Origin of the sequence: Bradyrhizobium niftali (assembly GCF_004571025.1) — a bacterium.
GTDB classification, from domain to species: domain Bacteria; phylum Pseudomonadota; class Alphaproteobacteria; order Rhizobiales; family Xanthobacteraceae; genus Bradyrhizobium; species Bradyrhizobium niftali.
In genome coordinates this window covers 603098-626676 of sequence record NZ_SPQT01000002.1, presented here as the reverse complement: position 1 = coordinate 626676, position 23579 = coordinate 603098, and the positions used below count along the sequence as shown (strand labels likewise).

18 protein-coding genes and 1 tRNA gene are annotated in these 23579 nt (G+C 65.9%); 6 read left to right on the top strand and 13 right to left on the bottom strand.

Annotated features, from left to right (window positions below):
* Position 1: 1 nt before the first annotated feature.
* Genes E4K65_RS08250 through E4K65_RS08240 form a run of 3 tightly spaced genes read right to left on the bottom strand, consistent with a single transcriptional unit; the run spans position 2 to position 3767 of the window.
* Positions 2–1522: an amino acid ABC transporter permease gene (locus tag E4K65_RS08250; RefSeq protein WP_135173692.1), complete on the bottom strand. Its 1521-nt coding sequence runs from the start codon at positions 1520–1522 to the stop codon at positions 2–4.
* Positions 1519–2724, bottom strand: a complete 1206-nt coding sequence (locus tag E4K65_RS08245) for an amino acid ABC transporter permease (protein WP_135173691.1) — start codon at positions 2722–2724, stop codon at positions 1519–1521. The genes E4K65_RS08250 and E4K65_RS08245 overlap by 4 nt, the downstream gene beginning before the upstream one ends.
* A 26-nt stretch (positions 2725–2750) precedes the next feature.
* Complete coding sequence (locus tag E4K65_RS08240) at positions 2751–3767, bottom strand: amino acid ABC transporter substrate-binding protein (RefSeq protein WP_135173690.1); 1017 nt, start codon at positions 3765–3767, stop codon at positions 2751–2753.
* Positions 3768–4147: 380 nt separating this feature from the next.
* On the opposite strand from E4K65_RS08240, the gene metC reads away from it, so the two are divergent.
* Positions 4148–5332, top strand: a complete 1185-nt coding sequence (gene metC / locus E4K65_RS08235) for a cystathionine beta-lyase (RefSeq protein WP_135173689.1) — start codon at positions 4148–4150, stop codon at positions 5330–5332.
* Between the two features lie 154 nt (positions 5333–5486).
* Complete coding sequence (locus tag E4K65_RS08230; protein ID WP_135173688.1) at positions 5487–7178, top strand: Na/Pi cotransporter family protein; 1692 nt, start codon at positions 5487–5489, stop codon at positions 7176–7178.
* On the opposite strand, the gene E4K65_RS08225 is transcribed toward E4K65_RS08230, so the two are convergent.
* From E4K65_RS08225 to E4K65_RS08195, 7 genes are all read right to left on the bottom strand, one after another.
* Positions 7149–7589, bottom strand: coding sequence for a DUF3592 domain-containing protein (locus E4K65_RS08225; protein WP_135173687.1), 441 nt, complete (start codon positions 7587–7589; stop codon positions 7149–7151). The two genes, E4K65_RS08230 and E4K65_RS08225, sit on opposite strands and share 30 nt — an antisense overlap.
* 43 nt (positions 7590–7632) lie before the next feature.
* Complete coding sequence (locus E4K65_RS08220) at positions 7633–7971, bottom strand: lipid-A-disaccharide synthase N-terminal domain-containing protein (protein WP_135173686.1); 339 nt, start codon at positions 7969–7971, stop codon at positions 7633–7635.
* Complete coding sequence (locus E4K65_RS08215; protein ID WP_135173685.1) at positions 7968–8702, bottom strand: glycosyltransferase family 2 protein; 735 nt, start codon at positions 8700–8702, stop codon at positions 7968–7970. The genes E4K65_RS08220 and E4K65_RS08215 overlap by 4 nt, the downstream gene beginning before the upstream one ends.
* Positions 8703–8767: 65 nt before the next feature.
* Positions 8768–9613: a phosphatase PAP2 family protein gene (locus tag E4K65_RS08210; protein ID WP_135173684.1), complete on the bottom strand. Its 846-nt coding sequence runs from the start codon at positions 9611–9613 to the stop codon at positions 8768–8770.
* 1 nt (position 9614) lies between these two features.
* A complete protein-coding gene (locus E4K65_RS08205; protein WP_135173683.1) occupies positions 9615–11357 on the bottom strand; it encodes an ArnT family glycosyltransferase in 1743 nt (580 codons plus the stop codon).
* A gap of 50 nt (positions 11358–11407) precedes the next feature.
* Entirely contained in the window at positions 11408–13516 is a 2109-nt protein-coding gene (gene pbpC / locus E4K65_RS08200; protein ID WP_135173682.1) for a penicillin-binding protein 1C, read from the bottom strand.
* A gap of 111 nt (positions 13517–13627) precedes the next feature.
* The gene (locus E4K65_RS08195; RefSeq protein ID WP_135173681.1) at positions 13628–18832 is read right to left on the bottom strand and encodes an alpha-2-macroglobulin family protein; all 5205 of its coding nucleotides are present in this window, start codon (positions 18830–18832) and stop codon (positions 13628–13630) included.
* Positions 18833–19261: 429 nt separating this feature from the next.
* Here E4K65_RS08195 and E4K65_RS08190 point away from each other — a divergent pair.
* The 4 genes from E4K65_RS08190 to E4K65_RS08175 all read left to right on the top strand — a co-directional run bounded on the left by E4K65_RS08190 (position 19262) and on the right by E4K65_RS08175 (position 21743).
* Positions 19262–19338: transfer RNA gene (locus E4K65_RS08190), tRNA-Arg, on the top strand.
* A 204-nt stretch (positions 19339–19542) separates the two neighbouring features.
* Complete coding sequence (locus E4K65_RS08185) at positions 19543–19746, top strand: hypothetical protein (RefSeq protein WP_135173680.1); 204 nt, start codon at positions 19543–19545, stop codon at positions 19744–19746.
* Positions 19747–20696: 950 nt separating this feature from the next.
* Entirely contained in the window at positions 20697–21008 is a 312-nt protein-coding gene (locus tag E4K65_RS48565; protein WP_235885524.1) for a hypothetical protein, read from the top strand.
* Positions 21009–21581: 573 nt separating this feature from the next.
* A complete protein-coding gene (locus E4K65_RS08175) occupies positions 21582–21743 on the top strand; it encodes a hypothetical protein (protein ID WP_135173679.1) in 162 nt (53 codons plus the stop codon).
* 110 nt (positions 21744–21853) lie between these two features.
* Here E4K65_RS08175 and E4K65_RS08170 read toward each other — a convergent pair whose 3' ends face one another.
* The 3 genes from E4K65_RS08170 to E4K65_RS08160 form a co-directional block, all read right to left on the bottom strand.
* Positions 21854–22666: a hypothetical protein gene (locus E4K65_RS08170; protein WP_135173678.1), complete on the bottom strand. Its 813-nt coding sequence runs from the start codon at positions 22664–22666 to the stop codon at positions 21854–21856.
* Between the two features lie 172 nt (positions 22667–22838).
* A complete protein-coding gene (locus E4K65_RS08165; RefSeq protein ID WP_167770618.1) occupies positions 22839–23081 on the bottom strand; it encodes a hypothetical protein in 243 nt (80 codons plus the stop codon).
* A 73-nt stretch (positions 23082–23154) separates the two neighbouring features.
* Positions 23155–23391 (bottom strand): hypothetical protein, encoded by a 237-nt coding sequence (locus E4K65_RS08160; protein WP_167770617.1) that lies wholly within the window; start codon positions 23389–23391, stop codon positions 23155–23157.
* Positions 23392–23579 lie beyond the last annotated feature (188 nt).

The following is a 23579-nucleotide window of genomic DNA, read 5'->3' as shown; positions in this document are numbered from 1 at the left end:
ATCAGGTGCGGCGGTGGGCGTTGAGGCGGTGCTCGACGAACAGCGAGTAGCGCGACATTCCGAAGCAGAACAGAAAATAGATGATCCCCGCGAAGGCAAAGCCCGTGAACGCGGTGGACGGCGTCGACCATTTCGGATCCGAGAACGAGGCCCTGAGCGAGCCCAGGAGGTCGAACAGCGCCACGATCGAGACCAGCGAGGTGTCCTTGAACAGCGAGATGAAGCTGTTGACGAGGTTCGGAATGACGTGGCGCAGCGCCTGCGGCAGCACGATCAGCGAGGTCGTCTTCCACCAGGACAGACCCAGGGCGGCCGCGGCCTCGCCCTGCCCGCGCGGGATAGCAGCGAGCCCGCCTCGGACGTTCTCGGCCTGATAGGCGCCCGTGAACAGCGCGATGCCGACCAGCGCGCGCACCAGGCCGTCGACCGTGAAATTGCCGGGCAGGAACAGAGGCAGCATGTAGGTGGCGAAGAACAGCACGGTGATCAGCGGCACGCCGCGCCAGAACTCGATGAAGGCGATCGAGAAGATCCGGATCAGCGGAATGGTGGAGCGGCGGCCGAGCGCCAATGCGATGCCGATCGGCAGCGAGGTGACGATGCCGGTGACGGAGACCACCAGCGTCACCAGCAGGCCGCCCCACAGGCCTGTCTGCACGATCGGCAGCCCGCCATGATCGAGCCCCATCAGCTTGATCACGATCGCGATGGCGACGAAGGTGGCAAAGCTCGATGCGAGCGCGCGCCAGCCGGTACGTACGCCGCCGCCGAGGACAAAGGCGATCAGCGAGACGATCACGGCGGTGATGGCGAAATCGGCCCAGACCGACTGGCCCGTGCCCTGGAGCTGATCGCGCAGCGAGGTCAGCGGAAAGATCAGCCAGTAGATCGCCGTGCCGACAAGGACGACGAGGTTGCCGATGACCCACAGCAGCGGGGCCATGGCCGACGTCTTGCTGAGATTGAGCAGGACCTGCCCTGCCCCGATGATGCTGTCGTCGAACAATTGCAGGATGCCGGCCGTCCAGCTCAGGCCGAAGCCCGAGATGCCGCCGCCATGCAGCAAGAAGAATGCAACCACCGGAAAGGCGAAGAAGAACAGGCCGGCGTTCAGCCCTTTCGACGGCAGGCGCGGAACCAGCAGCGGCACCAGCAGAGCCGCCGCCAGGAAGAGCGTGAGGTTGACCCGCCAGCGCTCGGCCTCTGGGTAGAAGCCGTAGATCAGTTGCGGCAGCTTGGCCTGGATGTAGGGCCAGCAGGCGCCGACCACAAATCCGGCATTCTCGGTCAGGCAGGCCGTGCGATCCGTGCCGGCCCAGACCGCATCGACCAGCAGGAACCTGACCGAGGGAATGATGGTGAACCAGAGCAGCAAGGCGCCCACGATCGTGAGCAGAATGTTGGTCGGCGAGTTGAACAGGCGCGTGCGCATCAGGCCGACGAAGCCCGTGGTCTTCACCGGCGCGGGACGCTCGGTGAGCAGGTTCCGGCGGACGAAGGTGGACGAGGTGATGTCGGTCATGCGCCCAGACTCCGGCTGACGCGCCAACCGTAGACGCTCATGACGGCGCTGGTGACGAGCGAGATCAAGAGATAGACGCCCATCGTCATGGCGATGATCTCGATCGCCTGTCCAGTCTGGCTCAGCGAGGTGCCGGCGAACACCGACACCAGGTCAGGATAGCCGATGGCGACGGCAAGCGAGGAGTTCTTGGTGAGGTTGAGATACTGGTTGGTCAGCGGCGGCACGATCACGCGCATCGCCTGCGGCACGACGATCAGCCGGAGCGTGGTGCCGCGGCTGAGGCCCAGCGATGACCCCGCCTCCATCTGTCCCTTGTGCACGGACAGGATGCCGGCGCGCACGATCTCGGCGATGAAGGCGGCGGTATAGGTCGACAAGGCGACTGTCAGCGCCACGAACTCCGGGATGATCCGCGAGCCGCCGGCAAAATTGAAGCCCTTGAGCTGCGGCAGCTCGAAGGTGAAGGGCAGACCGAAGATCAGCATCGTGACCAGCGGCAGTCCGAACAGCAGGCCCAGCACATAAGGCCAGATCCGGATCACCTGCCCGCGCTGGAACAGTGCGCGCCGCGCATGGAAGCGCAATGCCAGCGATGCGACGATGCCGAGGACCAGCATCGCCAGGAACGGCTCGAACCCGCTCTCGCCGATCGGACGGGGAATGACGAGGCCGCGGTTGCTGACGAAGGCGATGCCGAGCAGCGAAATGCTCTGCCGCGGATTTGGCAGCGCCGCGAGCACCGCCAGGTACCAGAACAGGATCTGGAACAGCAGCGGCAGGTTGCGGATGATCTCGACATAGAGCTCGCCGATGCGCGACAGCAGCCAGTTGGGCGACAGCCGGCACAGCGCGACGACGAAGCCGATCAGGGTGGCGAAGACGATGCCGACCACCGAGACCACGAGCGTGTTCAAGAGCCCGACCACGAACACGCGCAGGAATGTGTCCGAGCCGGTGTAGGGGATCAGGGTCTGGTTGACGTCGAAGCCGGCATTGTTCCTGAGGAAGCCGAAGCCGGCGGCAATGTGCTGGTTTTCGAGATTGGCGCGGGCGTTGGAGACGATCTCATAGCCGATCCAGCCCAGGATCGCCGCAAAGGCAAACTGGACGGCGACGCCGTTCCAGCCTGCCTTGCCGCCCAGGATGCGCCTGATCTTTAGCGCGATCTGGGCCGGCGGTTTTCGAGCCTCGGTGCTCATCGCCGCGTACCGCCGATCAAGCGGGATCAGCGAATCGGCGGCGCGTACTGGAGACCGCCCTTGTTCCAGAGATTGTTGAAACCGCGGTTGATGGCGAGCGGCGAGCCCGCGCCGACGTTGCGATCGAACACCTCGCCGTAATTGCCGACCGCCTTCACGATCCGGATCACCCAGTCCTTGGTCAGGCCGAGCTGTTCGCCGAAATTGCCGTCGCTGCCGAGCACGCGCTTCAGCTCCGGGCTTTCCAGCTTCGCCTTCTCGTCGACGTTCTTCGAGGTCACGCCGAGCTCTTCGGTGGTGACGAGGGCGAACAGCGTCCATTTCACGATGTCGAACCACTGGTCGTCGCCGTGGCGCACCATCGGGCCGAGCGGCTCCTTCGAGATGATCTCGGGCAGCACCATGTGGTCATTGGGATTGGCGAGCTTGAGGCGGTTGGCGTAGAGGCCCGACTGGTCGGTGGTGAAGACGTCGCAGCGGCCGGCCTCATAGGCCTTGACCGTTTCGTCGTTGGTGCCGAACGCGATCACCTCGTATTTCATGTTGTTGGCCTTGAAGTAGTCGGCCAGATTCTGCTCGGTGGTGGTGCCGGTCTGCACGCAGACTGAGGCGCTGTTGAGCTCGAGCGCGGAATTCACCTTGAGCGACTTCTTCACCATGAAGCCCTGCCCGTCATAATAGGTCACGCCGGTGAAGTTGGCGCCCAGCGAGGTGTCGCGCGAGATGGTCCAGGTGGTGTTGCGCGAGAGCACGTCGATTTCGCCGGATTGCAGCGCCGTGAAACGGTCCTTGGCCGAGGTCGGCACGTACTTGACCTTGGTCGGGTCATTGAAGATGGCCGCCGCGATCGCACGGCAGATGTCGACGTCGAGCCCGGTCCAGTTGCCCTTGTCGTCGGGCGCGGAGAAGCCCGGCAGGCCCTGGCTGACGCCGCAGGACAGCGTGCCCCGGTCCTTGACGGTCTTGAGTGTTTGCGCATCGGCGGCTTGGGCAGTCAGGCCGGCGGCCAGAGCAAGGGTGAGAGCCAGGGTTACGCGTTTCATGGGGTGAAGGCCTTTCAAGGTCGTCTCAAGGTCAGGAATGTTGTCTCAGGATCGTCTCTGCCAGGGTGAGCCTTGCAAGAGTCATGCTGGAAAACCTTGCCGAACACTCGCCGATCTCGGGAGGCCATACCTTAATCCCCGCCGCAGGCGCCCGCCATTATGGCTGTGGCGCAAGGTCCGGTCAGACGATGGATCGAAGGTCGCGGCAGGCCCCTCAACATGCGGCGACTGAATAGCACCTGCGCATCACAGAACGACTGGCGAGCCGGGTCAAGGGGTTGACGGGACTCTTCTGTGTTCTGTTATTAACGACAGCGGCCTTTCGGCCGGCCCGCGGGGCGCATCGCGCCTGGCGGAAACGCAGTTTTGAAAGCAGACGCATGGATTCCTCGCCCCCCTCCCAGCAGCAGGCCGAGACCCGGCTGGTGACCTCCGGCCGCGACACCAAGGCGCAGAAGGGGTTCGTCAATCCGCCGGTGTTCCACGGCTCGACCGTGCTCTATCCGACCGCCGAGGACCTGCATGCCCATCGCGGCGAGTTCACCTACGGCCGCCACGGCACCCCGACGACCAGGGCTTTTCAGGACACGCTGATGGCGTTGGAGGGGCCGCAATGCGCCGGCGTCGGCATCGTGCCGTCGGGGCTGTCGGCGATCTCCACCACCCTGCTCTCGGTGCTGAAGACCGGCGACCACATTCTGGTCTGCGACAACGTCTATCGGCCCTCGCGCAATTTCTGCAACGGCATGCTCGCCCGCTACGGCGTCGAGACCACCTATTTCGATCCGCTGATCGGCGCCGGCATCGACAAGCTGTTCAAGCCCAACACCCGCGCGGTGCTGGCGGAGGCGCCGGGCTCGCAATCGTTCGAGATGCCCGACATCCGCGCCATCGCCGAGGTCGCGCATGCCCGCGACGCGCTCGTCATCGACGACAACACCTGGGCCACCCCGCTCTATCACCGCTCGCTCGAGCAGGGTGTCGACATCAGCATGCAGGCGGCGACCAAATATATCGGCGGCCATTCCGACATCATGTTCGGCACCATCTCGGCCAACGCCAAGGCCTGGCCGCAGATTGCCGAGGGCATCCGCCTGCTCGGCGTCTGCGCCGGCCCCGACGACGTCTTCCTGGCGCTGCGCGGCCTGCGCACGCTGTCGGTGCGGCTCGCCCAGCATCATCGTTCCGGCCTCGACATGGCGCGCTGGCTCGCCGCCCGTCCCGAGGTCGCGCGCGTGCTGCATCCCGGGCTCGAGACCGATCCGGGTCACGCCATCTGGAAGCGCGACTTCACCGGCGCCTCGGGCCTGTTCAGCATCGTGCTGAAGCCGGCGCCGCAGCAGGCCGTCGACACCATGCTCAACACGCTCAAGCTGTTCGGCATGGGCTTCTCCTGGGGCGGCTTCGAGAGCCTTGCGATTCCCTTCGACTGCGACGGCTATCGCACCGCGACCAAGTGGGCGCCGGGTGGCCCTACCTTGCGTCTCCACATCGGACTCGAAAGCACCGACGACCTCAAGGCCGATCTCGATCGCGGCTTCGCTGCCCTCAAAGCAGCAATGTGAGCCTGCTCACAAGGCATCGCGCCTGAGGACGCGGCATCCGCGCCTCGGGAACGCGCCGCCATCGCAAACGTTAACGCCGACGCGCCAACAAATGGTTTGAACCTCAAGCATTTGGCGCTAGCTTCACCAATCGACTCTAGTCCGGACACGGAGCATGGGAACGTTGGTTCTGCTCGATCTGATGGGCGGCGTGGCGCTGTTGTTGTGGGGCCTGCACATGGTCCACAGCGGGATCCTGCGCGCCTTCGGCCCGGACCTCCGCCGCCTGCTCGGCAAGGCGCTCGGCAACCGCGTCAGCGCCTTTGCCGCCGGCCTCGGGCTCACCGCGCTGCTCCAGAGCAGCACCGCGACCGCCCTGATCACCAGTTCGTTCACCGCCGAAGGCCTCGTCAGCCTCGCCGCCGCGCTTGCCATCATGCTGGGGGCCAATGTCGGCACGACGCTGATCGTGCAGGTGCTCTCGTTCAACATCGCCGCTGTCGCGCCGGTGCTGTTCGTGCTCGGCCTCGTCGCCTTCCGCTCCGGACCGCGCTCGCGGATCAAGGACATCGGCCGCGTCTGCATCGGCCTCGGATTGATGCTGCTGTCGCTGCACATCCTGCTCGACACGCTGGCGCCGGCCGAGAATGCGCCCGGCGTGCGCGTCGCGATGGCGGCGATCACGGGTGATCCCATTCTGTGCATCGTCGTCGCGGCGCTCGTCACCTGGGCGGTGCATTCGAGCGTGGCCAGCGTGCTGCTGATCATGTCGCTGGCCTATTCGCAGTTCATCACGCCTTATGCAGCGCTGGCATTGGTGCTGGGGGCCAATCTCGGCAGCGCCATCAACCCCGTGTTCGAAGGGGCCAGGCGCGACGATCCCGCGAGCTACCGCCTGCCGGTCGGCAATCTCGTCAACCGCGTGGTCGGGATTGCCCTGGTGCTGCCATTTCTGAACGTGATCGCCGGGCACATGCACGCCTGGCAGCCGGATCTCGCCAGGATGACGGCGGCCTTTCACATCGCCTTCAATGTCGGCACCGCCATCATCTTCATCGGTCTGCTCGACACCATGTCGCGCCTGTTGACCCGCCTCTTGCCCGATCGCGTGCAGGAGACCGACCCGGCCCGGCCGCGCTATCTCGACGAGACCGCGCTGGAGACGCCATCGCTGGCGCTTGCCGACGCCGCCCGCGAGACGCTGCGGATGGGCGACTTCGTCGAGGTGATGCTGCGCAAGGTCATGGCCGCGATGATGACGGGCGACCGGGCCCTGGTGGACCAGGTCTCGAAGATGGACAATGTCGTCGACGGCCTGGATGAAGCCATCAAGCTCTACGTGACGAAACTCATGCGGGGCAGCCTCGACGAGAGCGAGGGGCAGCGCGCGATGGAGATCATCTCCTTCGCCATCAACCTCGAACACATCGGCGACATCATCGACAAGAGCCTGAGCGAGCTTGCGACCAAGAAGATCAAGCGCCGCTTCCAGTTCTCGGCCGAGGGCTCCGAGGAGCTCGCAGCTTTCCACAAGCGCACGATGGAATCGCTGCGGATCGCCTTCGGCGTGTTCATGTCGGGCGATGCGAATGAAGCGCGCAAGCTGCTGGTGGAGAAGACCACGCTGAAGAATACCGAGCTTGCCGCCGTCGAGCGCCATCTCGACCGCCTGCGCGAGGGCCGCCCCGAGACCATCGAGACCACCTCGCTGCACCTCGACGTGCTGCGCGATCTGCGCCGCATCCACTCGCATATCTGCTCGGTCGCCTATCCCGTGCTGGATGCCGCGGGCGAGCCGTATCGCAGGACCGAGACCGAGACAGCCACCCTGCCCGCGTCAGGTGCGGCCTCGGCGCTGCCGCGCTAGCCCGGCACGTAGAATGACCGCGCCGCCCGCCAGGAGCAGGCCCGCGCCGCAAAGCAGGACCGGAGCGATCCACAGCGTCAGGAACGACAGCAGCCGCGCATCCTCGGGCCGGCGGGGATCGTAGGCGATCCTGACCCGTTCACCGTCCGAATAGGGCTGCGCGGTCGATCCCGACGACGACGTGAAGGTCATCGAGCGGCCGTCGCCCGTCACGAATTGAAACGTCGGATAGAGAAACGTCCCGCCATGATTGCCGCCGCTTCGCGCGACAGCGCCGGCGAAACGCGCGTCCGTCTGCTCGGCTCTCGCGAGGAATGCGACGGTTCCGCCAAGCTCGACAAGGCCGAGCCCAAGCAGGACCAGGCCGACCAGAACAACCGACACGAACAGGACTATCGATAATTTGCGCATGCCGATTGGGAAATCCGGATGCCCTGCCGCGCGCAGCCTTTGATCAACGCTCCAGCGACTTCGACGCGCGGCCGCGGTTCTTGATGATCAGCATGATGTTGCGAATGTAGATCACGGTGGCCAGCGCCTGTCCGAGGATGATCACGGGCTCGCGCTTCACGACGCCGTAGACCAGTGTCATCAGGCCGCCGCCCATCGAGCAGAACCAGAACGCCATCGGCACCACGCTGTTGCCGGCGCGCTCGCTCGCGATCCACTGCACCAGGAAGCGCGCGGTGAAGAACAGCTGCGCGACCAGGCCGAATGCGAGCCAGAAGTCGAACTTGGCGACGAAGACGTCGTAGAGATAGTTGCTCAGCGCCTGGCCGTACTGGATGATCATGCCGTCACCTCGGTCACGTCTGGTGTGGGCTTCTTGCGGCGGATCAGCCACCACACGCCGGCGAGATCCATGATCCCGATCCAGAGCCGGTCGAAGAAGCCGTAGTTGGACACGCCGGAGCGGCGCGGCCGGTCGATCACGTCGACATAGGCGATCTCGTAACCCTCACGCCGCACCAGCGCTGGCAGGAAGCGATGCAGCCCGTCGAAATAGGGCAGCGCGAGGAAGACCTCGCGCCGGAACGCCTTCAACCCGCAGCCGGTGTCGCGCGTGCCGTCCTTCAGGATGGAATTGCGGACCTTGTTCGCCACGCGCGACTGGAATTTCTTGAACCCCGTGTCCTTGCGTCCGACGCGCTGGCCGGCCGCGAGCCCGACACGGGCGCCCTTCTCGACCGCCGCGATCAGGTCCGGCAGGAAGGCCGGATTGTTCTGGCCGTCGCCGTCGAGAGTTGCCACGATCGCGCCGCGCGCGGCGCGCACGCCGCTGCGCACGGCGGCGGACTGGCCGCCGGATTTCGCGTGACGGAGCTGACGCAGATTGCCCCGCTGCGCCATGATGGCATTGAGCCGCTCGCCGGTCGTATCGGTCGAACCGTCATTGACGTAGATGATCTCGTAATCCCAGCGGCCGTCGAGCGCCGCTGTGATCTCCTCGATCAGGGGCGCGATGTTGTCGGCTTCGTTGCGCACGGGAACGACGATGGAAACCGAAGGCTGGGACGTCGACAAATGAGGCTCGTGGTTGGAATTGGCCTGCGCCTCGGGGAACCGGCGGCCCCGGCAGGCAGCCGCTTTTATGGGGCGGAGGCTCCGCGGGCAACCCTTTTGAGGCGGCCCGAGACCGGCCCTGCGAGGGGCAAAATGGTGCCGTCGGCACGGATGGCGAAGCCGAGCCGGCGCGCGGCAAACCAGTAGCGAACGGCCATGGCACCGACGATGCCGACCAGGGCCCCGGCGGTGACGTCGCTCGGGTGATGCGCGAGCAGCACGAGCCGTGTCAGCAGGATCACAATCGCGTAAGTGAACATGAACACGCGCAGCCGCGGCCAGAGTGCGGAGACCGCAAACGCCAGCGCGAACGCCGTGATCGCGTGGCCCGACGGCAGGCTGGCATAGGCTCCCGACCCCTCGAACGGGATGAAGTTGAACGGATCAGCCTTGCCGCCAACGAACGGACGCCCGCGGCCGATGAAAAATTTCAGGATCTCACCGACGAACACGGACAGGGCAACGGACAGGAACAGGAACTGGAGCCGCGTACCCAAGCCGAGCAGCAGCGCACGGCGGGTGCCGTGAAGCCCTGCCGCAGCGAATGCCAGCGTCACCAGCGCGACCCCCAGTACCGAGAGCACGTACTCGTCCTTGCCGAAATCGGTGAGGATGCGGATCGGCCACAGGCCGGGCGCGCCCCGTGCCGGCATCAGCTGGATCTCGGTCTGGTCGAACGCGAGCATCAGCGCAATGACCAGGGCTGCGCCTGCCACGCTGAGCCACAGCGAATGCCGCGCCAGCTTTCGAGCGGCCTCGGCACGGCGTGAGTGCGAGGGCGTGCGGACAAGCTGCGCCAGCGCATGCCAGGACACGGCGAGCAATTGTGCCGGATAGCCTGCGTGCGGCGCGATGTTGGTCGAAGCCGGCATCCTATTCGGTGCCTTCCGAGCGGAAGATCGAGATCGAGATCGCGCGTCCTTGCGAGAAATTGTAGCCGTCGATGCGCGCGCCGACCTTGTAGCGCAGCCCGATCGCCTCGGCGCGCTGCACGAAGCTGCGCTCCGAGCGCTGCTCGACCAGCGCGAAGCGGCAGCTGCCCTGCCGCAGGAAGTCCGCCGCGCCCGAGCCGTCGGTGAGCAGCGTCTGGGTGCCCGTCAGGAACACGAGGCTCGGCTCGTGATAGCCGGCAGAGGCCGCCTTCGGCCCGACGCAGGTGACGTTGCGCAGCGCGCGCGCGACCTCGATGCTCGGAAACACCGGCGTCAGCGACGGCAGCACGATGCCGTAGACCACGACCGCCAGCATCAGGGCTGCGACCAGCGCGTTCAGCACCGAGCGCTCGGCGTGGTTGGTGTCGAACAGCCACCAGGCGAACAGGCCGAAGATCAGCGACGCCGCGATGAACGGCCAGGCCACGAAAGCCGGCTGCCGCGTCAGCATCACCGCGCCGACCACCGCGATGATCGAGGCGGCCGCGGGGATCGCGAACCACCAGGCCGAGCCGCGCATCAGCCAGGAGCGCGACAGCACGCGCCGCTCCAGCGCGCCGACGGTGAGGATCGCGATCGCCGGGTACAGCGGCAGCACGTAATGCGGCAGCTTGGTCAGCACCGCCTCGAACACGATCCAGGACGGGATCAGCCAGGCCAGCAGAAACTGCGCACCGGGCTCACGCCGCGCCCGCCACACCGCAGGCGCCGCCATCGCCGCGAGCGGCGCGCCCGGCCAGAAGGTGATCCAGAACAGCGCCAGATACAGTCCGGGCGGCGCGCCATGGGATTCCTGGGCGCCGATCTTGCTCAGCATGTCGCCGCCGACGGAATCGGCGAAGAAGGCATCGCCCGCGCGCCAGAAGATCGCAACGAACCAGGGCAGCACCAGCACCAGCATCCACATCAGGCCCCAGAGCGGGCGCAGCTTCCACAGCCAGGAGGCGTCGCGGTCCTGGATCGCCAGCGCGACGATGGTCAGGCCGGCGAACATCAGGATCAGCGGCCCCTTGATCAGGATGCCGACGGCGAGCGCGGTCCAGAAGATCGCGGGCCAGCTCCAGGGCGGATGCGTCTCGTCCTCGGCGCGCTGCCACGACAGATAGGCCCGCGCCATCGCGCCCATCGCGGCGGTCACGCAGAACAGCAGCATCGCGTCGGTCTTGGCGAGCCGCGCCTCGACGCCGAGCAGCACCGAGGCGCACATCAGGAGCGCCGCGAGCACCGCAGCGCGCCGCGTGACGAAGCCGAGCGCCGCCCAATAGGTCATGAGCACGGCGCCGATCGCCCCGATCAGCGAGGGCAGCCGATAGACCCAGATCCGCAACTCGGCCTTCGGCAGCTTGAGTGCCGCGGCGGTTTCGACCGCAGCGGATTGCAGCCAGTAGATGCCGACCGGCTTCTTGTAGCGGACGTCCTCCTGGAAGCGGATGTCGACATAGTCGCCGCTCTCCACCATCTGCTTGGTGGCCTGCGCAAAGCGCGCCTCGTCGCGGTCGACAGGCGGAATCGTGAAGAAGCCCGGCAGGAACAGCAGCAGCGCGCAAAGCACGAGAAAGGCCACCGCGCGGCCGTGGCTAGCCGTGACGACATCGAGCATCGACACCAGCCGGCTACCCGGATTTACGGGCGATTTCGGCTCGCGGGGGGCTCCAAAACGGGGGGTTGGGTAGGTCTCGGCCATTGGTTCCGCTTACGCTGAAACCGTCATTCCGACAACCGCTTAAGGCCGGGTCATTGAATTCGAATGACAACTGTGTCCGCGGCGCCAGTGGCATCGATCACGGTGAGCCGCGCAAAGCCCGGACCGGGCGGATCAATCAGCCGCTGGCGGCGCCCGTCGATCTCGCCGAGCGCCGTGCCGTTAACCATGACGGTCATGGGCAGAACGCCGCCGGCGACCTTGACCGGCATGGCGGCGGCCTCGGTGCCACCCGACCGGTCGACGTCGATCCGCGAGCCGTTCAGCGGGAACTGGATGTGCAGCGCCTGCTCGCCGCCGGTCCGCACCAGTTCCCCGACCGGGCGGAACCGTTTCAAGGGCAGCGGCAGTTTGGCGTTGCTGGCCACCAGGGTTCCCTTGGGCGGCTTCGGCAACGGGGCCAGCGTCTTGCCGGTCCGGGCGAACGCGTCGAACAGGATGGGCGCAGCGGCGACGCGCCCGATCAGGCCGGGAACCGGCGCGCCGTCGGGCCGGCCGACCCAGACGCCGATGGTCATGCGGCCATCGAAGCCGACCGACCAGGCGTCGCGATAGCCGTAGGAGGTGCCGGTCTTGAAGGCGATCCGGTTGTGGGCGGCATTTTCCGGCGGCGGCGTGCCCAGCAGCACGTTGCCGACCTGCCAGGCCGCGACCTGATCCAGCAGCCGCAGCGGCTCGCGGTCGTCTTTGGCAGCCACGACCTCGCGCAGCGGCTTGGTGGTGCCGAGCCGGGCGAAGCCCGCATAGAGCTGGGCGAGGTCCTGGAGCGTCACGCCGACGCCGCCGAGCCCCATGGCGAGCCCGGGCGCTTCGTCCTTGGGCAGGATGAGATTGCCGCCGGCCTGCCGCAGCCGCGACGCCAGCCGGTTCGCGCCGACGCGATCGAGCAGCACGATCGCCGGCACGTTCAGCGACAATTGCAGCGCCTTCTTAACCGGCACCGTGCCCTGGAACGTCATGTCGAAATTTTCCGGCGCGTAGGAGCCGAAGCGGACGGGCCGGTCGTCGATCAGGCTGTCGGGGTGGACGAAGCCGTCCTCGAAGGCGAGGCCGTAGATGAAGGGCTTGAGCGTCGATCCCGGCGAGCGAATGGCGCGCGTCATGTCGACCTGCCCTGCCCGGCTCTCGTCGAAATAATCCGCCGAGCCGACGCGCGCGAGTACGTCGCCGCTCTCGTTGTCGACCACGATGATGCCGACCGAGATGTTCGCACCCAGCGCAACGGCGCGGTCGCGCGCCAGCGGCTCCAGCACCTTCTGGAGATTGGCGTCCAGCGTCAGCTTGATGACGGGCGTATCCTTGACCGTCGCAAGCGCGGTGTCGGAAGCATGCGGCGCCAGGATCGGCATTGGCTTGCGCAGCTTCGGCACGGGCACGGCCTTGGCCTGCTTTGCGTCCTCGAGGCTGACCACATGCTCTTCGACCATGCGGTCGAGCACGCGGTCGCGGGCCTTGAGCGCCGCATCAGGATAGCGGTCGAGCCGGCGCGTCTCCGGCGATTGCGGCAGCGCAACCAGCAACGCCGCCTCGGCCAGCGACAGCCGCTTCGGCTCCTTGCCGAGATAGGCAATCGAAGCGGCGCGGATGCCTTCGAGATTGCCGCCATACGGCGCCAGCGCGAGATAGAGGTCGAGGATTTCGCTCTTGCTGAGGGTCCGCTCGATCTCGATCGCGCGCACCATCTGCCGCAGCTTTGCATAGAGCGAGCGCTGCCGCCGCGGCTCCATCAAACGTGCCAGCTGCATCGTGATGGTCGAGCCGCCGGACACGATGTGGCCGCGCGTCGAAAGCTGCAACGCGGCACGGCCCAGCGCCAGCGGATCGATGCCGTCATGGGCGTGGAAGCGCTGGTCCTCATAGGCGAGCAGCAGTTTGAGATAGATCGGATCGACGTTCGCTTTGGCGTCGACCGGAAGCCGCCAGCGCCCGTCCGCCATGGCATAGGCGCGCAGCAGCTTGCCGTTGCGGTCGACGATCGTGGTGGAGACCTGGCGGGACTCGTCGAGTGGGAGAGGACCGAGGGAGTAGACCCACGCGACGAAGCCGGTGATAGCGAGGATAAATGCGAGTGCTGCTGCCGAGACGATGTGGCGACTCCTGCCCAGCACTCCGTCATGGCCGGGCTTGTCCCGGCCATCCACGTTCTTGCCCGCGGCGCCAAAGTCCGTGGATGCCCGGGACAAGCCCGGGCATGACGACTGAGAATGTGGCGCCGCTTCGCTCATACAATTCCGCTTACGTTCGAGCCCATCTCACTTCGCCGCCCGCACCTCGACAGTGCCCGTCCCCGTCCGCCCATAGCGCGAGGGATTGTACATGTCCTCGACATAGGCCTGCGGCAATACGTATTTACCCGGCGAAACGGCGCGGACAACGTAGGCAACGGTGAACACCGACTTGGAGTCCGAGGCCCGGTCAACGGCCGCCGTGAAGCGGTCATCGCGGAACTCGGTATTCTCGGGCTCCTCGCCGTCCTCGATCCAGTCCAGCGTACCGCTGTCGCCGGACGAGACCAGCTTCGGATTGTCGATCTCCAGCCCCGCCGGCAGATAGTCGGACACCATGATGTGGCCGTACTCGGGCTTGGCCTCGGTGATCTTCAGCACCACCGCGAAGCGCTGGTTCTGCTTGACCTTGCTGATGTCGGCGGGCTTGCCGTCAAGCGTGAAGTAATTGCGCTCGATCTTGAAGCCGTTCGATGCCGCCGGCTCCGGCGTCACCGGCGAGCCCGACACCGAGACCACCGCCTGCACCGGCGCATCGCCGGTGTTGGTGATCTTCAGCGGCTTGCCGCTCAGCGTGTCCGCCTTGTAGCTGCGATAGAGCGCGGTCTTGACCGGCTGGCCGTCGACCTCGATCGAGAGGTTTTCCTTGGCGAGCGCCCGCGCCGCCAGCACCAGCCACGCGTTCTCCTGCGTGGAGGTGTAGGGCGTGAGCCCGCGCGCGGTCTCGACCCGCGACACCGCCTGCGTCAGCGTCGCCCTCGGCGCGTTGCCTTCGCTGGCCAGCGAGACCAGCGCCGCCGCATCGCGAAGCTGCGAGCCATAGTCAGTGCGGCCGAACTCCAGCACGGGCTTTGGCGCAAGCGAGTCGAGCGCGGCACCATAGACCCGCTCCGCACGGTTGCGGTCGCCAACCAGGGCCAGTGCCGCAGCAAGCTGCGACTTCGCGATCGGCGTCGCGAGGTTGGAGAGCTTGGTGTCGGCGAGATAGCGGAGGTCGCCGATCGGAGCTGCGCCATTGCGCGCGAGCACGTAGAGGCCATAGGCGAGATCGCGCCCGCCGTCCTTCTCCGGCTCGTTGCCGTTGACGACGGAGTTGCGGACGCGGTCGAGCGCGTTCTTGAACAGCACGTCCGGCACCGCAAACCCCTTTTCGCGGGCGCGGGTCAGGAAGTCCGTCACATACGCATCGAGCCAGGCGTCGTCGCCGCCGGCCGACCACAGGCCAAACGAGCCGTTCGAACCCTGGCGCGCCAAGAGCCGCTCGATCGCGTCGCGGATGCGCTGGTCGACCTCGGTGTCCATGGCCAGATGCGCGCCGGCCGCGAGCTCGTTGACATAGAGCAGCGGCATGGCACGGCTCGTGATCTGCTCCGAGCAGCCATAGGGATAGCGATCGAGCGCTTTGAGGATCGTCGCCGCATCGAGCGCGGTGGACAGGCTCGCCGAGACCGAGACGCTGCCGGTACCCGGCACGAGGTCGGAGAACATATCCGAGGTCAGCGTCAGGCTCTCGCCCTTCGCAAGCGTCCGGATCGAACGCCGCGCCAGCACCTGCGTGGCCGCCTTGACGTCGAGCGCATAGTGGCGTGCGAGGGCAAGCCCGTTCGGCCCCTTGATGTCGACGTCGAGCGTCGCCTGCCCCGCCGCGGTCGCATCGAGCGCGAGCGAGAACGAGTTGCGCTGCTTGGCGGCGAGCTTGACCGTGGTTGCGGGATTGCCGGTCATCTTCACCGGACCGCCCGTCTTCACGTTGATGACGTAGTCGCCGGCCTGGCCCTCGACATTGTCGATCTCCAGGTTGACCGTGCCGTGGTCGCCATTGAGCAGGAAGCGCGGCAGAGTCGTGGTCAGCACGACGGGATCACGGATCACGACGTCGGTGTTGGCGCGGCCAAGCTTGGTCGCGGTCCACGCCACCGCCATCACGCGCGCGGTGCCGGCGAACTCCGGAATGTCGAAGCTCACCTCGGCGGTGCCGTCGGCGGCGACCGTGACGATGCCGGAATAGAGCGCGAGCGGCTTTTGCGCGGGCGGCGAGCCCTGCAATTCGCCGGCTCCCGCGTCGCCGCCGGACTTGATCTGGCCGCGCGTGCCCGACATGCCGTCGATGAGCTGGCCGTAGAGATCGCGGATCTCCGCGCTCAGGCGGCGCTGGCCGAGATAGTAATCGTCCGGTGCCGGCGGCTTGTAATTGGTGAGGTTGAGGATGCCGACATCGACCGCGGCGATGACGACCTTGGCGTCCTCGCCGGGATTGAGCCCGTCGAGCCTGACCGGGATCTTCAGCATCGCATTCGGCCGGATCAGCGCCGGCGGCGTCAGCTTCACCTGAAGCGTGCGGGTCTGCTTGTCGATGCCGAACCATTTCAGGCCGATGGCGCGGCCCGGCATGCGCTGGGCGGCGGCATCGAGCGGACGGCGCAGCGTCGCCACGACATAGGCGCCGGTGCCCCAGTCCTTGCCGACCGGGAGCTTCACCTGCGCAGTGCCTTCTTTGACGTCGATGGTCTGCGTCGTCAGCAGGCGGTCGCCGAGCACGTTGATGGTGAGCTTGCCGGCGGTGCGCACGTTCACCGACACCGTCATGGTGTCGCCGGAGGCGTATTGCGCCTTGTCGATCGAGGTCTCCAGCAGGTCCGGCGTGTCGGCGCTGCCGTCGGAATACCAGCCGACGTCGAACTGCACCGAGGTCACCGGGCCGTCAGCGTCGTTCGACTTGACGTCGAGCCGGTAGCGGCCGGGCTGCGGGCTGAGTGAGACCCGCGACGGCTTGTCGGCGGCGATGGTGAGATCGCCGTCGGCGACGCGCGAGGTCGACTTGACCGGCTCGTACTCCCAGTAATTGTTCTGGCGATACCACTGATAGCGCGATTCCATCTTCAGGAGCTCGTAGCGCAGGCCGTCACGGCGCAGCCTCTCGCCCTCGGGCGAGACGAACACGACGTCGAATTCGGCCTTGTCGCCTTCGGCGACGTTCTTGTCGCCGAACAGCGGCTTGATGCCGATCATCGCGGTCGCGGGCGCGACCGGCAGCACGATCTTGCGCTCGACGGCGCGGCCGCCGGTCTCGACCATGCGGACGAAGATCTGCGCTTCCTGCGGGCGGGTCGAAGCCGGCTGCTTGTCCAGCGTCACCGGGAAGGTGGCAACGCCATTGGCGTCGGCCTCGGGCAGGTTCTCCAGCGGCGTGCGCTCGTTCGAGGTGGTCTCCTCGTCGGCAACGCCGAATTGATATCCGGGAAAACCAGGGCGCTCGGAAGCGGGCGCGATCAGCATGTCGCCTTCGAGCTGGAGGCCCGAGGCCGGTGCGCCGTAGAGGAAATGACCGTCGGCCTTAAGCTCCACTGGAGCGTTAGCTTTGATCAGCTTGTCCTTGGCGGACAAGTCGAATTCGATCCGGTCGGGGACGTAGTCCTCGACCATGAAGGTGGTTTCGCCCACTGAGGAGCCCTTCGGGTCGGTGAAGGCGCGCACCCGCCAGGTCCCGGTCGGCACAGCCGAGTTGAGCGGCAAGGACAGCGTGCGGCCGCCGGCGCCCTGGTCGGACAGCACGGCGCGGCGGTATTCGACGCCGTCAGGGCGCTCGACCACCAGGGTCATCGGCCCGCCGGTGATGGCATTCCCCTGCCCGTCGCGGAGCAGCGCGGTGAGATAGACGGTCTCGCTGGAGCGGTAGACGCCGCGCTCGGCATAGACGAAGGCGTCGGCGCCAACAGGCGCTGCGCGGCCCGCCACGCCACGGTCGGACAGATCGAAGGCGCTCGTCTTGAGGCTGAGGAAGGCGTAGTCGGCCTTCTCGCCCGTGACCGTCAGCATCGCCGGCGACAGGCCGCCCTCGCCGCGCGCAAGGCCGGCCTCGAACAGCACGTGACCGGATTCGTCGGTCTTGCGGGTGGCCAGGATCTCGTTGTTGCGCGCGACCAGCCGCACATCGGCTTTGCCGACTGGATCGGTCGAGGCCAGCGAGTTGATGAACACGTGGATGCCGTCATTGCCGGAATAGGCCGACACCCCGAGATCGGAGACGATGAACCATTGCGTGGCGAGCTGGGACTCGTCGTCCGAGCCCGGGCCCTTGGCCGCGGCGGTCATCACATAGACGCCCGGCTGAAGCTCGCCGAGCGCCTGGTCGACCGGGAACGCCGTGGTGACGTCCTGGTTCAGCGTCATCGCGGTCGCGAGCTCGCCGGACCAGACCTTGACGCCGCGCTCGGCGCCGAGATCCGAGAGCTGGTAGCGCGACAGCGTCTTCTGGAAATCGCTGTCGACCACCGTGTTGATCAGGTTGCGGTCGCCGATCCGGAAGACGTTGACGTTGACCGCGGGCGTGTTGACGCTGACCACGGGAATACCGCGCTGGCCGGTCTTCGGCAGCACATAGGCGCGGCTGGTGAAGCGCACGAAGGGCTTTCGGTCGCGCACATAGACGTTGAACTCGGCCGATTTCGGCAGCCCCTCCTTCACTGTGGACGGCAGGCCGGCGCGCAAGTTGATGTTGTAGCGCTCGCCGTGCTTCAGGCCGTCGACGCAGAGCTGCTTGCCTTCGGCCGACAGCGCCGGCTTGTCCTGGCCCGCCAGCGCGAGGAACGGCGCGAAATCGGTGCGCTTGGCGAGTTCTTCCGAGAACTGGAAGCAGGCCCGCGGACTGGCCGAATCCGAATCCACGGTATAGTCGAGCAGGCGGAAGCCGTGCTCGTCGCGCATCTTCTCGTATTGGCCGCGGACGTCGGCGACCTCGCGCATGTCCAGCGACAGCCGCAGCGCGTCCAGCGCCGGCCGCCACAGCTTGCGCTCGGCCAGCGACTTGCCAAGCACCGCAAGCGCGTCGGCCTCCTCGCCCGGATTGCCCGCGCGCATATAGGCGATGTAGGCGGCGGTCGAGGCGCGCTCCAGCAGGAACGTCTGCTCGCTCGAATTCTTGGGCAATATCTGGAAGATCACCTTGGCAAGCCGCAGCCAGTTGCCGGCATCCTCAGGCGTCGTGGCGGCGATCTGGCCGAGCACGGACAGGCCGGCACGGAAATCACTGCGCTTGAAAGCGGCGTCGGCGTCCGTGCGCAGCGTCGCGCCGGTCTTGGCGACCGGCCCCGCCTCGCTCTTGATCTGGGCCTCCAGCTTGATCGAGGAATCAGCGAGATCGTCGCGCTTGAAGGCCTTGTCAGCAGCTTGCGCGGCACTAAGGCCGAGCGCCAGCGCGGCGCAGAGTGTGACGGCGCGAACCAGACCGATCATGATGGACTCCCGGAAATCGCGGACGAACGCCGCGGCGGCAAATGAAGTGCGCGGAAAGGTGACGGACTCAAGGCGATGGAACCAGAGGTGCAAATCGTCGCATTCGCCATGACAAGGCAAGCCCAGAGGAGACCGATCAAGATATCACCGCGCACGCCGTCCTGATGGCGCAGCCATACCCGACCAATCGACCGGCGGCGGTGTCCCGGAAGCTGACCAGCGTTCCCGGCGATGTGATCCATCGTCCAGTCCGCTGCCGCTCAACCCGGCACCCTGACACCCCACCGTTCCGCTTTGTCGCGGCTTTGAGGAAAACGGTTCGGTTCAGGCTTGGCGAACGCGCGGATTTTTCATATCTGGCGTGATAGAAGACCGGCAGGCGGTAGCCGAGACCGGCCCAAGACCGGCCTCAAGACCCAGCCTCAAGACGGTCCCATAGCTCAACTGGATAGAGTAGCGGATTTCTACTCCGCGGGTTGCAGGTTCGAGTCCTGCTGGGATCGCCAGTTTTTCAACCCGTAAATCAATGACTTGCTGCCGTATTGACTTCATTCTCGATGCCAAACCGTGTTGCGCGGCGCTCCGGAGGCGGCCAATGACCGCGCGCATCGGGCTGATGATCGGGACGCTGCTCGGCATCGCGCGTCGAGATCTTTGTGCATGGGGCCGCCAGAGGCGTTAGGCGCAAACGCGAATCGGATCATCTGCGGATGGTGCGCACCATTCTGACAGGACAGCTCGCGGCAATGAACGAGGCGGGAGATGCGCGTGGCGTCGCTTACGTTGCCGGCCGGCTCACGTCGGTGCTCGAGACGATCGCCCGCGTTACTGGCGAACTGGGCTCGATGGCCCAAAGCATCAACATCGAGGACGCTGTCACCCTCGCTGGCCGCCTTCTCCGCAAGCTCGGCTGACTGCGCCGGGCCGCAGAGGTAGGTTGCCTTGGTTTCGTCCGGGACGTGCTTCGACCGATGGCGCCAGATCGCGTCACGATCTAGGCCGAACTTGTCGGCTAGAGCATCGAGAGACGCGCCGCCAGCACGCAATAGCTCGACGCGCCATCGTTCTGGATGGCGGCAAACTTGGCAACGGTGATTGGCGATACGTTCGCCCATGCGCAGTGCCTCCGTGTTGAACCCGGAAGCCCGCTGCCGCGCGATCCACGCGACCCATGAGCACATTGAAGCAAATCAATGATACGAATAAGCGCGATGAAACGTAGTGGTTCAAGCACTGCGATTACAAATCGGCTACAAGCGACGCAACACGGGCGCAACACGCTCTGCAATTGATAGAGTGCAGCGATTTTGCGACGTGCGGATACGATATCCGCTGCTCATGCCGAATGCTTACTGCACGACCGGCGCGAACCGCCGTCGCGCGAGCGGATTCGATTTGGCAAGCGGCCGCGCGATGGAAGATGGAAGATGGAAGAGACCCTGATCGAAATGAAAGTGCCTAGCCAACCGCAGGGGTGAGGTTGGCTAGGCGATCGTTCCGATGCATCCAGGGGGATCAATCCAAGAATGCGGGAATAGAATAGCAAAGCATATCAGAAGTTGAATATCTCTTTGGGGTTAGGAAATCGTGGCATACAGCTTCCGGTAGCGCGCGGCGGCGACCTGCCCTTGATCACGTTGTGGATGTCTCCGAGCACTGCAGGTTCGAGTCCTGCTGGGATCGCCAGTCTTGCTCTTCGAGCGGATTGGCTTCATTCGGGCTTGGCCGAGCCGACGGCAGAGCCGCAAATCATCCCGGCCCGCGATCTCCGTGGCAACGTGATTTGCAAATCTGTCACACTTCAAGAAAGCGTGCGCAGGCCTGTCCAGGCGACGAGAGAGTCCTATCTATCCGGCATGCCGAAATGGTGTCGAAGATTTCTGTGATGCCGTCATCTGAATGGACAGGAATGGCTATCGCGTCCGGAATTGCCGTCGCTGCAATGTCGTTCTTGGCGATCGATGCCGGCGTGGACTTGAACTCCGGCGAGATGGCAAAACACCTCGAGAAGGCACAAGCATCCATTATGAACGTCGCGGCGAGCCAGCATCAGCTGGCCTTCGCCGTTCGTTCGCTGGCGGGCGGGAGCGACCAGAACCGCCGTTCGGCGGATCGACCATGCATCCTGGACTACGTGCACCGGCCGAAACCGGTCGGCATCGATCGCGGCGTTTGACAGCAGCAGCCTGGAACGGGATCACGGTCAACACGTTGGCTGCAGCTCATGCAGCGCGAGGCGAGCAACGCTTGCGGTGGATCGAAGGCGAAAGGATTCGGCCGGCGATCGTCGGCTGAATCCGACTAGTCCGTCGGTTCATCGTCGCGCCGGTCGCGGGCCAGCTGATGCCAGGCAATGGCGAGCTCGATGAGTCTTTGCCGGTCCGGGCCTTCTGATGCCGCGGCGCGCTTCATTGCCGCCTCGGCTTCGTGCTGTGGATCGTACGTGTTACACATGGGGCGGATTCTAGCCGTCCGATCTGGACAAGTGCATGGCAATTTCGTCCGTATGAATGCGGATAACCAGCGTTGTCGCCAGCTATTTCAACACGCTGAAATTGTACACGATATGAAACTGCACCCGCGGTTTCAGAACGCCCACGCCGACCGTGCGACGCCCATACTGCACGAAACCGTGAGACCCGGCGTCATTCAGACGGATGTGAACTGCGTCACAGCCTGCGCCCGGCGTCTCGGCTAGAACATCTCAGTGCTCCCAAAGGCGGGAGAAAGCACGAGTGGTCTTGCGGTCATGACACGAGAAGCTGCAGCCGAAGCTCACGTCCCCACACAGCGGAAAAGGACCGACGTGTTCGGCGTCACCTTTCTTGCGACCATCGGCATCGTGATGCTGGCGTGGATCGCGGGCCTGGTCTGGGGCCTCATGGCGTTCATGACCTGGCTGGTGTCTTGAGGCGCGAGGCGATCAGTCATTCTGCCGCGACGCCAAGCCAAGACGACAAACCCGGACAAAAAAGAAGCGGGCCTTTCGCCCGCCTCTCCGTTCCAGAGCTGTCCGGAATCTCAGTAACACGCGCGGGGATCGGCCTGCACATACTGGCCGCTCGGATAGCGGTAGTAGCAATTGCCCTCGGCCAGATAGTAGCCGGGACGCGAGGCAGCGGTCGCACCGGCGATCGCGCCGGTAGCGCCGCCGATCACGGTGCCTGCGGCCGCGCCCGACGCGTTACCCGAGATCAGGCCGCCGAGCACACCGCCGACAATGGCACCGCCAAGCGCGCTCGCACCGGGATCGGCCGGCGGCGGCGGAGGCGGCGGTTCGTAGGCGACGGGCGGCGGGGCGTAGGCCACCGGCACGTCGTCGTAATACTCCTCCGAGATATAGCCGGGCGGACCGGCCATCCGCTGCGGATAATAATACCAGACGCCGCCGACGTCCCACCACCAGCCGGAGCGGCCGTTGTGGACCTCGTGGCGCCAGCGACCGCCATCCCAGGCAACATTACCGCGATAGGCGTGTCCGCCCCAGTCGCGCGCCGGTGCGGGACCCCTGGCGTAATTACGACCGGGCGGCGGACCGCCCGCATTGCGCGGGCCAGGAGCCGGACCGGCGGCTGGGCCGGCACCAGGACCCGCATGACCGGGTCCCGCATGGGGCTGGCCGCCGGGCTGCGGCGCAGGCCGGGCCGCCTGCTGCGGCGGCGGGCCCTTGCGCATGTTCTGATTGTTCTGGGGCGGTGCGCCCGCGGCTGGCCCTGCCGGCGATTGGCCGGGGTCCTTCGGCGGCCGGGCCTCCTGCGCCTGCGCCGAGAGCGCGAGCAGCGACATGGCCGAAACCAAGGGAATGATGATCTTCATGTGGCTGGACGCACTCATGCGTGCTTGACCCCCTACTCTTTCGATTGCCGTGGTCCCAGCGCGATAGACGATTCGCCGCGCGCTGGGCTGATGCCGGCTGACATAACTGACCTGCCTGATCGGCGAAGTCGCGTTACAAATGATTAAGATCACGGCATTTTTTGGCTCTACCGGACGTGTTTGAGCGCTGCTAGCGGGCCGGCTCGATCACGTTGCAATTGCTCCGCCCCGACATCAGGCAGTCCTGCATCTTGCTGGCGGCGGTGAGATCGCGGGCAAGCCACCAGCCGACGCCGAGGATCACGATCGCGATGATCAGGCCGGCGATCGCGCCGCGGCGGTTGTCACCGGATTGAGGTCCTGGCGCGGATCTGGGCTTTTCACCCGGTCCGGGGCTTGGCTTGGGATTGGACTCAGACTCGGGCTTGGTCATGACGGACTGATCGCGGGGGCGAGCCGGCTTTAACACCTCTGCGGCGTCGCGTCACATCGCAATCAGTTCCGGTTCAGCCGCGGGTCGCCCGGATCGCATCCTTGCGCGAGGTTTCGACGGCGGGGACCGCTTCACGAACGCGTGGTGCGCAGGTCGTGAGCACGAATGCGGTCTGGCTGCACTCCCAGCCGGCGCCGAGCACGGCGCTTTCGATCGGCCGCGGACGAGCGAGCAGCAGCGCGGCGGCGGCCACAGCGACCACCACGACGGTAATTGCAAGCGCCTTCAGGCCCAATCGGAAGGTAGTCATGCCCGTGCTCCGTCTTGCTGGCGCGGACGCTAGGCGCCGCTCCACATGCTCCCTTATGAGGGACATCACAATTCGGCAGTTTTTCCGGGCTACGAGAGATCGTCGGTGGGCGATTTTCGTCTACCTGATCGGCTGCGAATTGGGTGGCGTTGCGGCGCACGGCGATGTACACGCATGTGCGTCGCGTG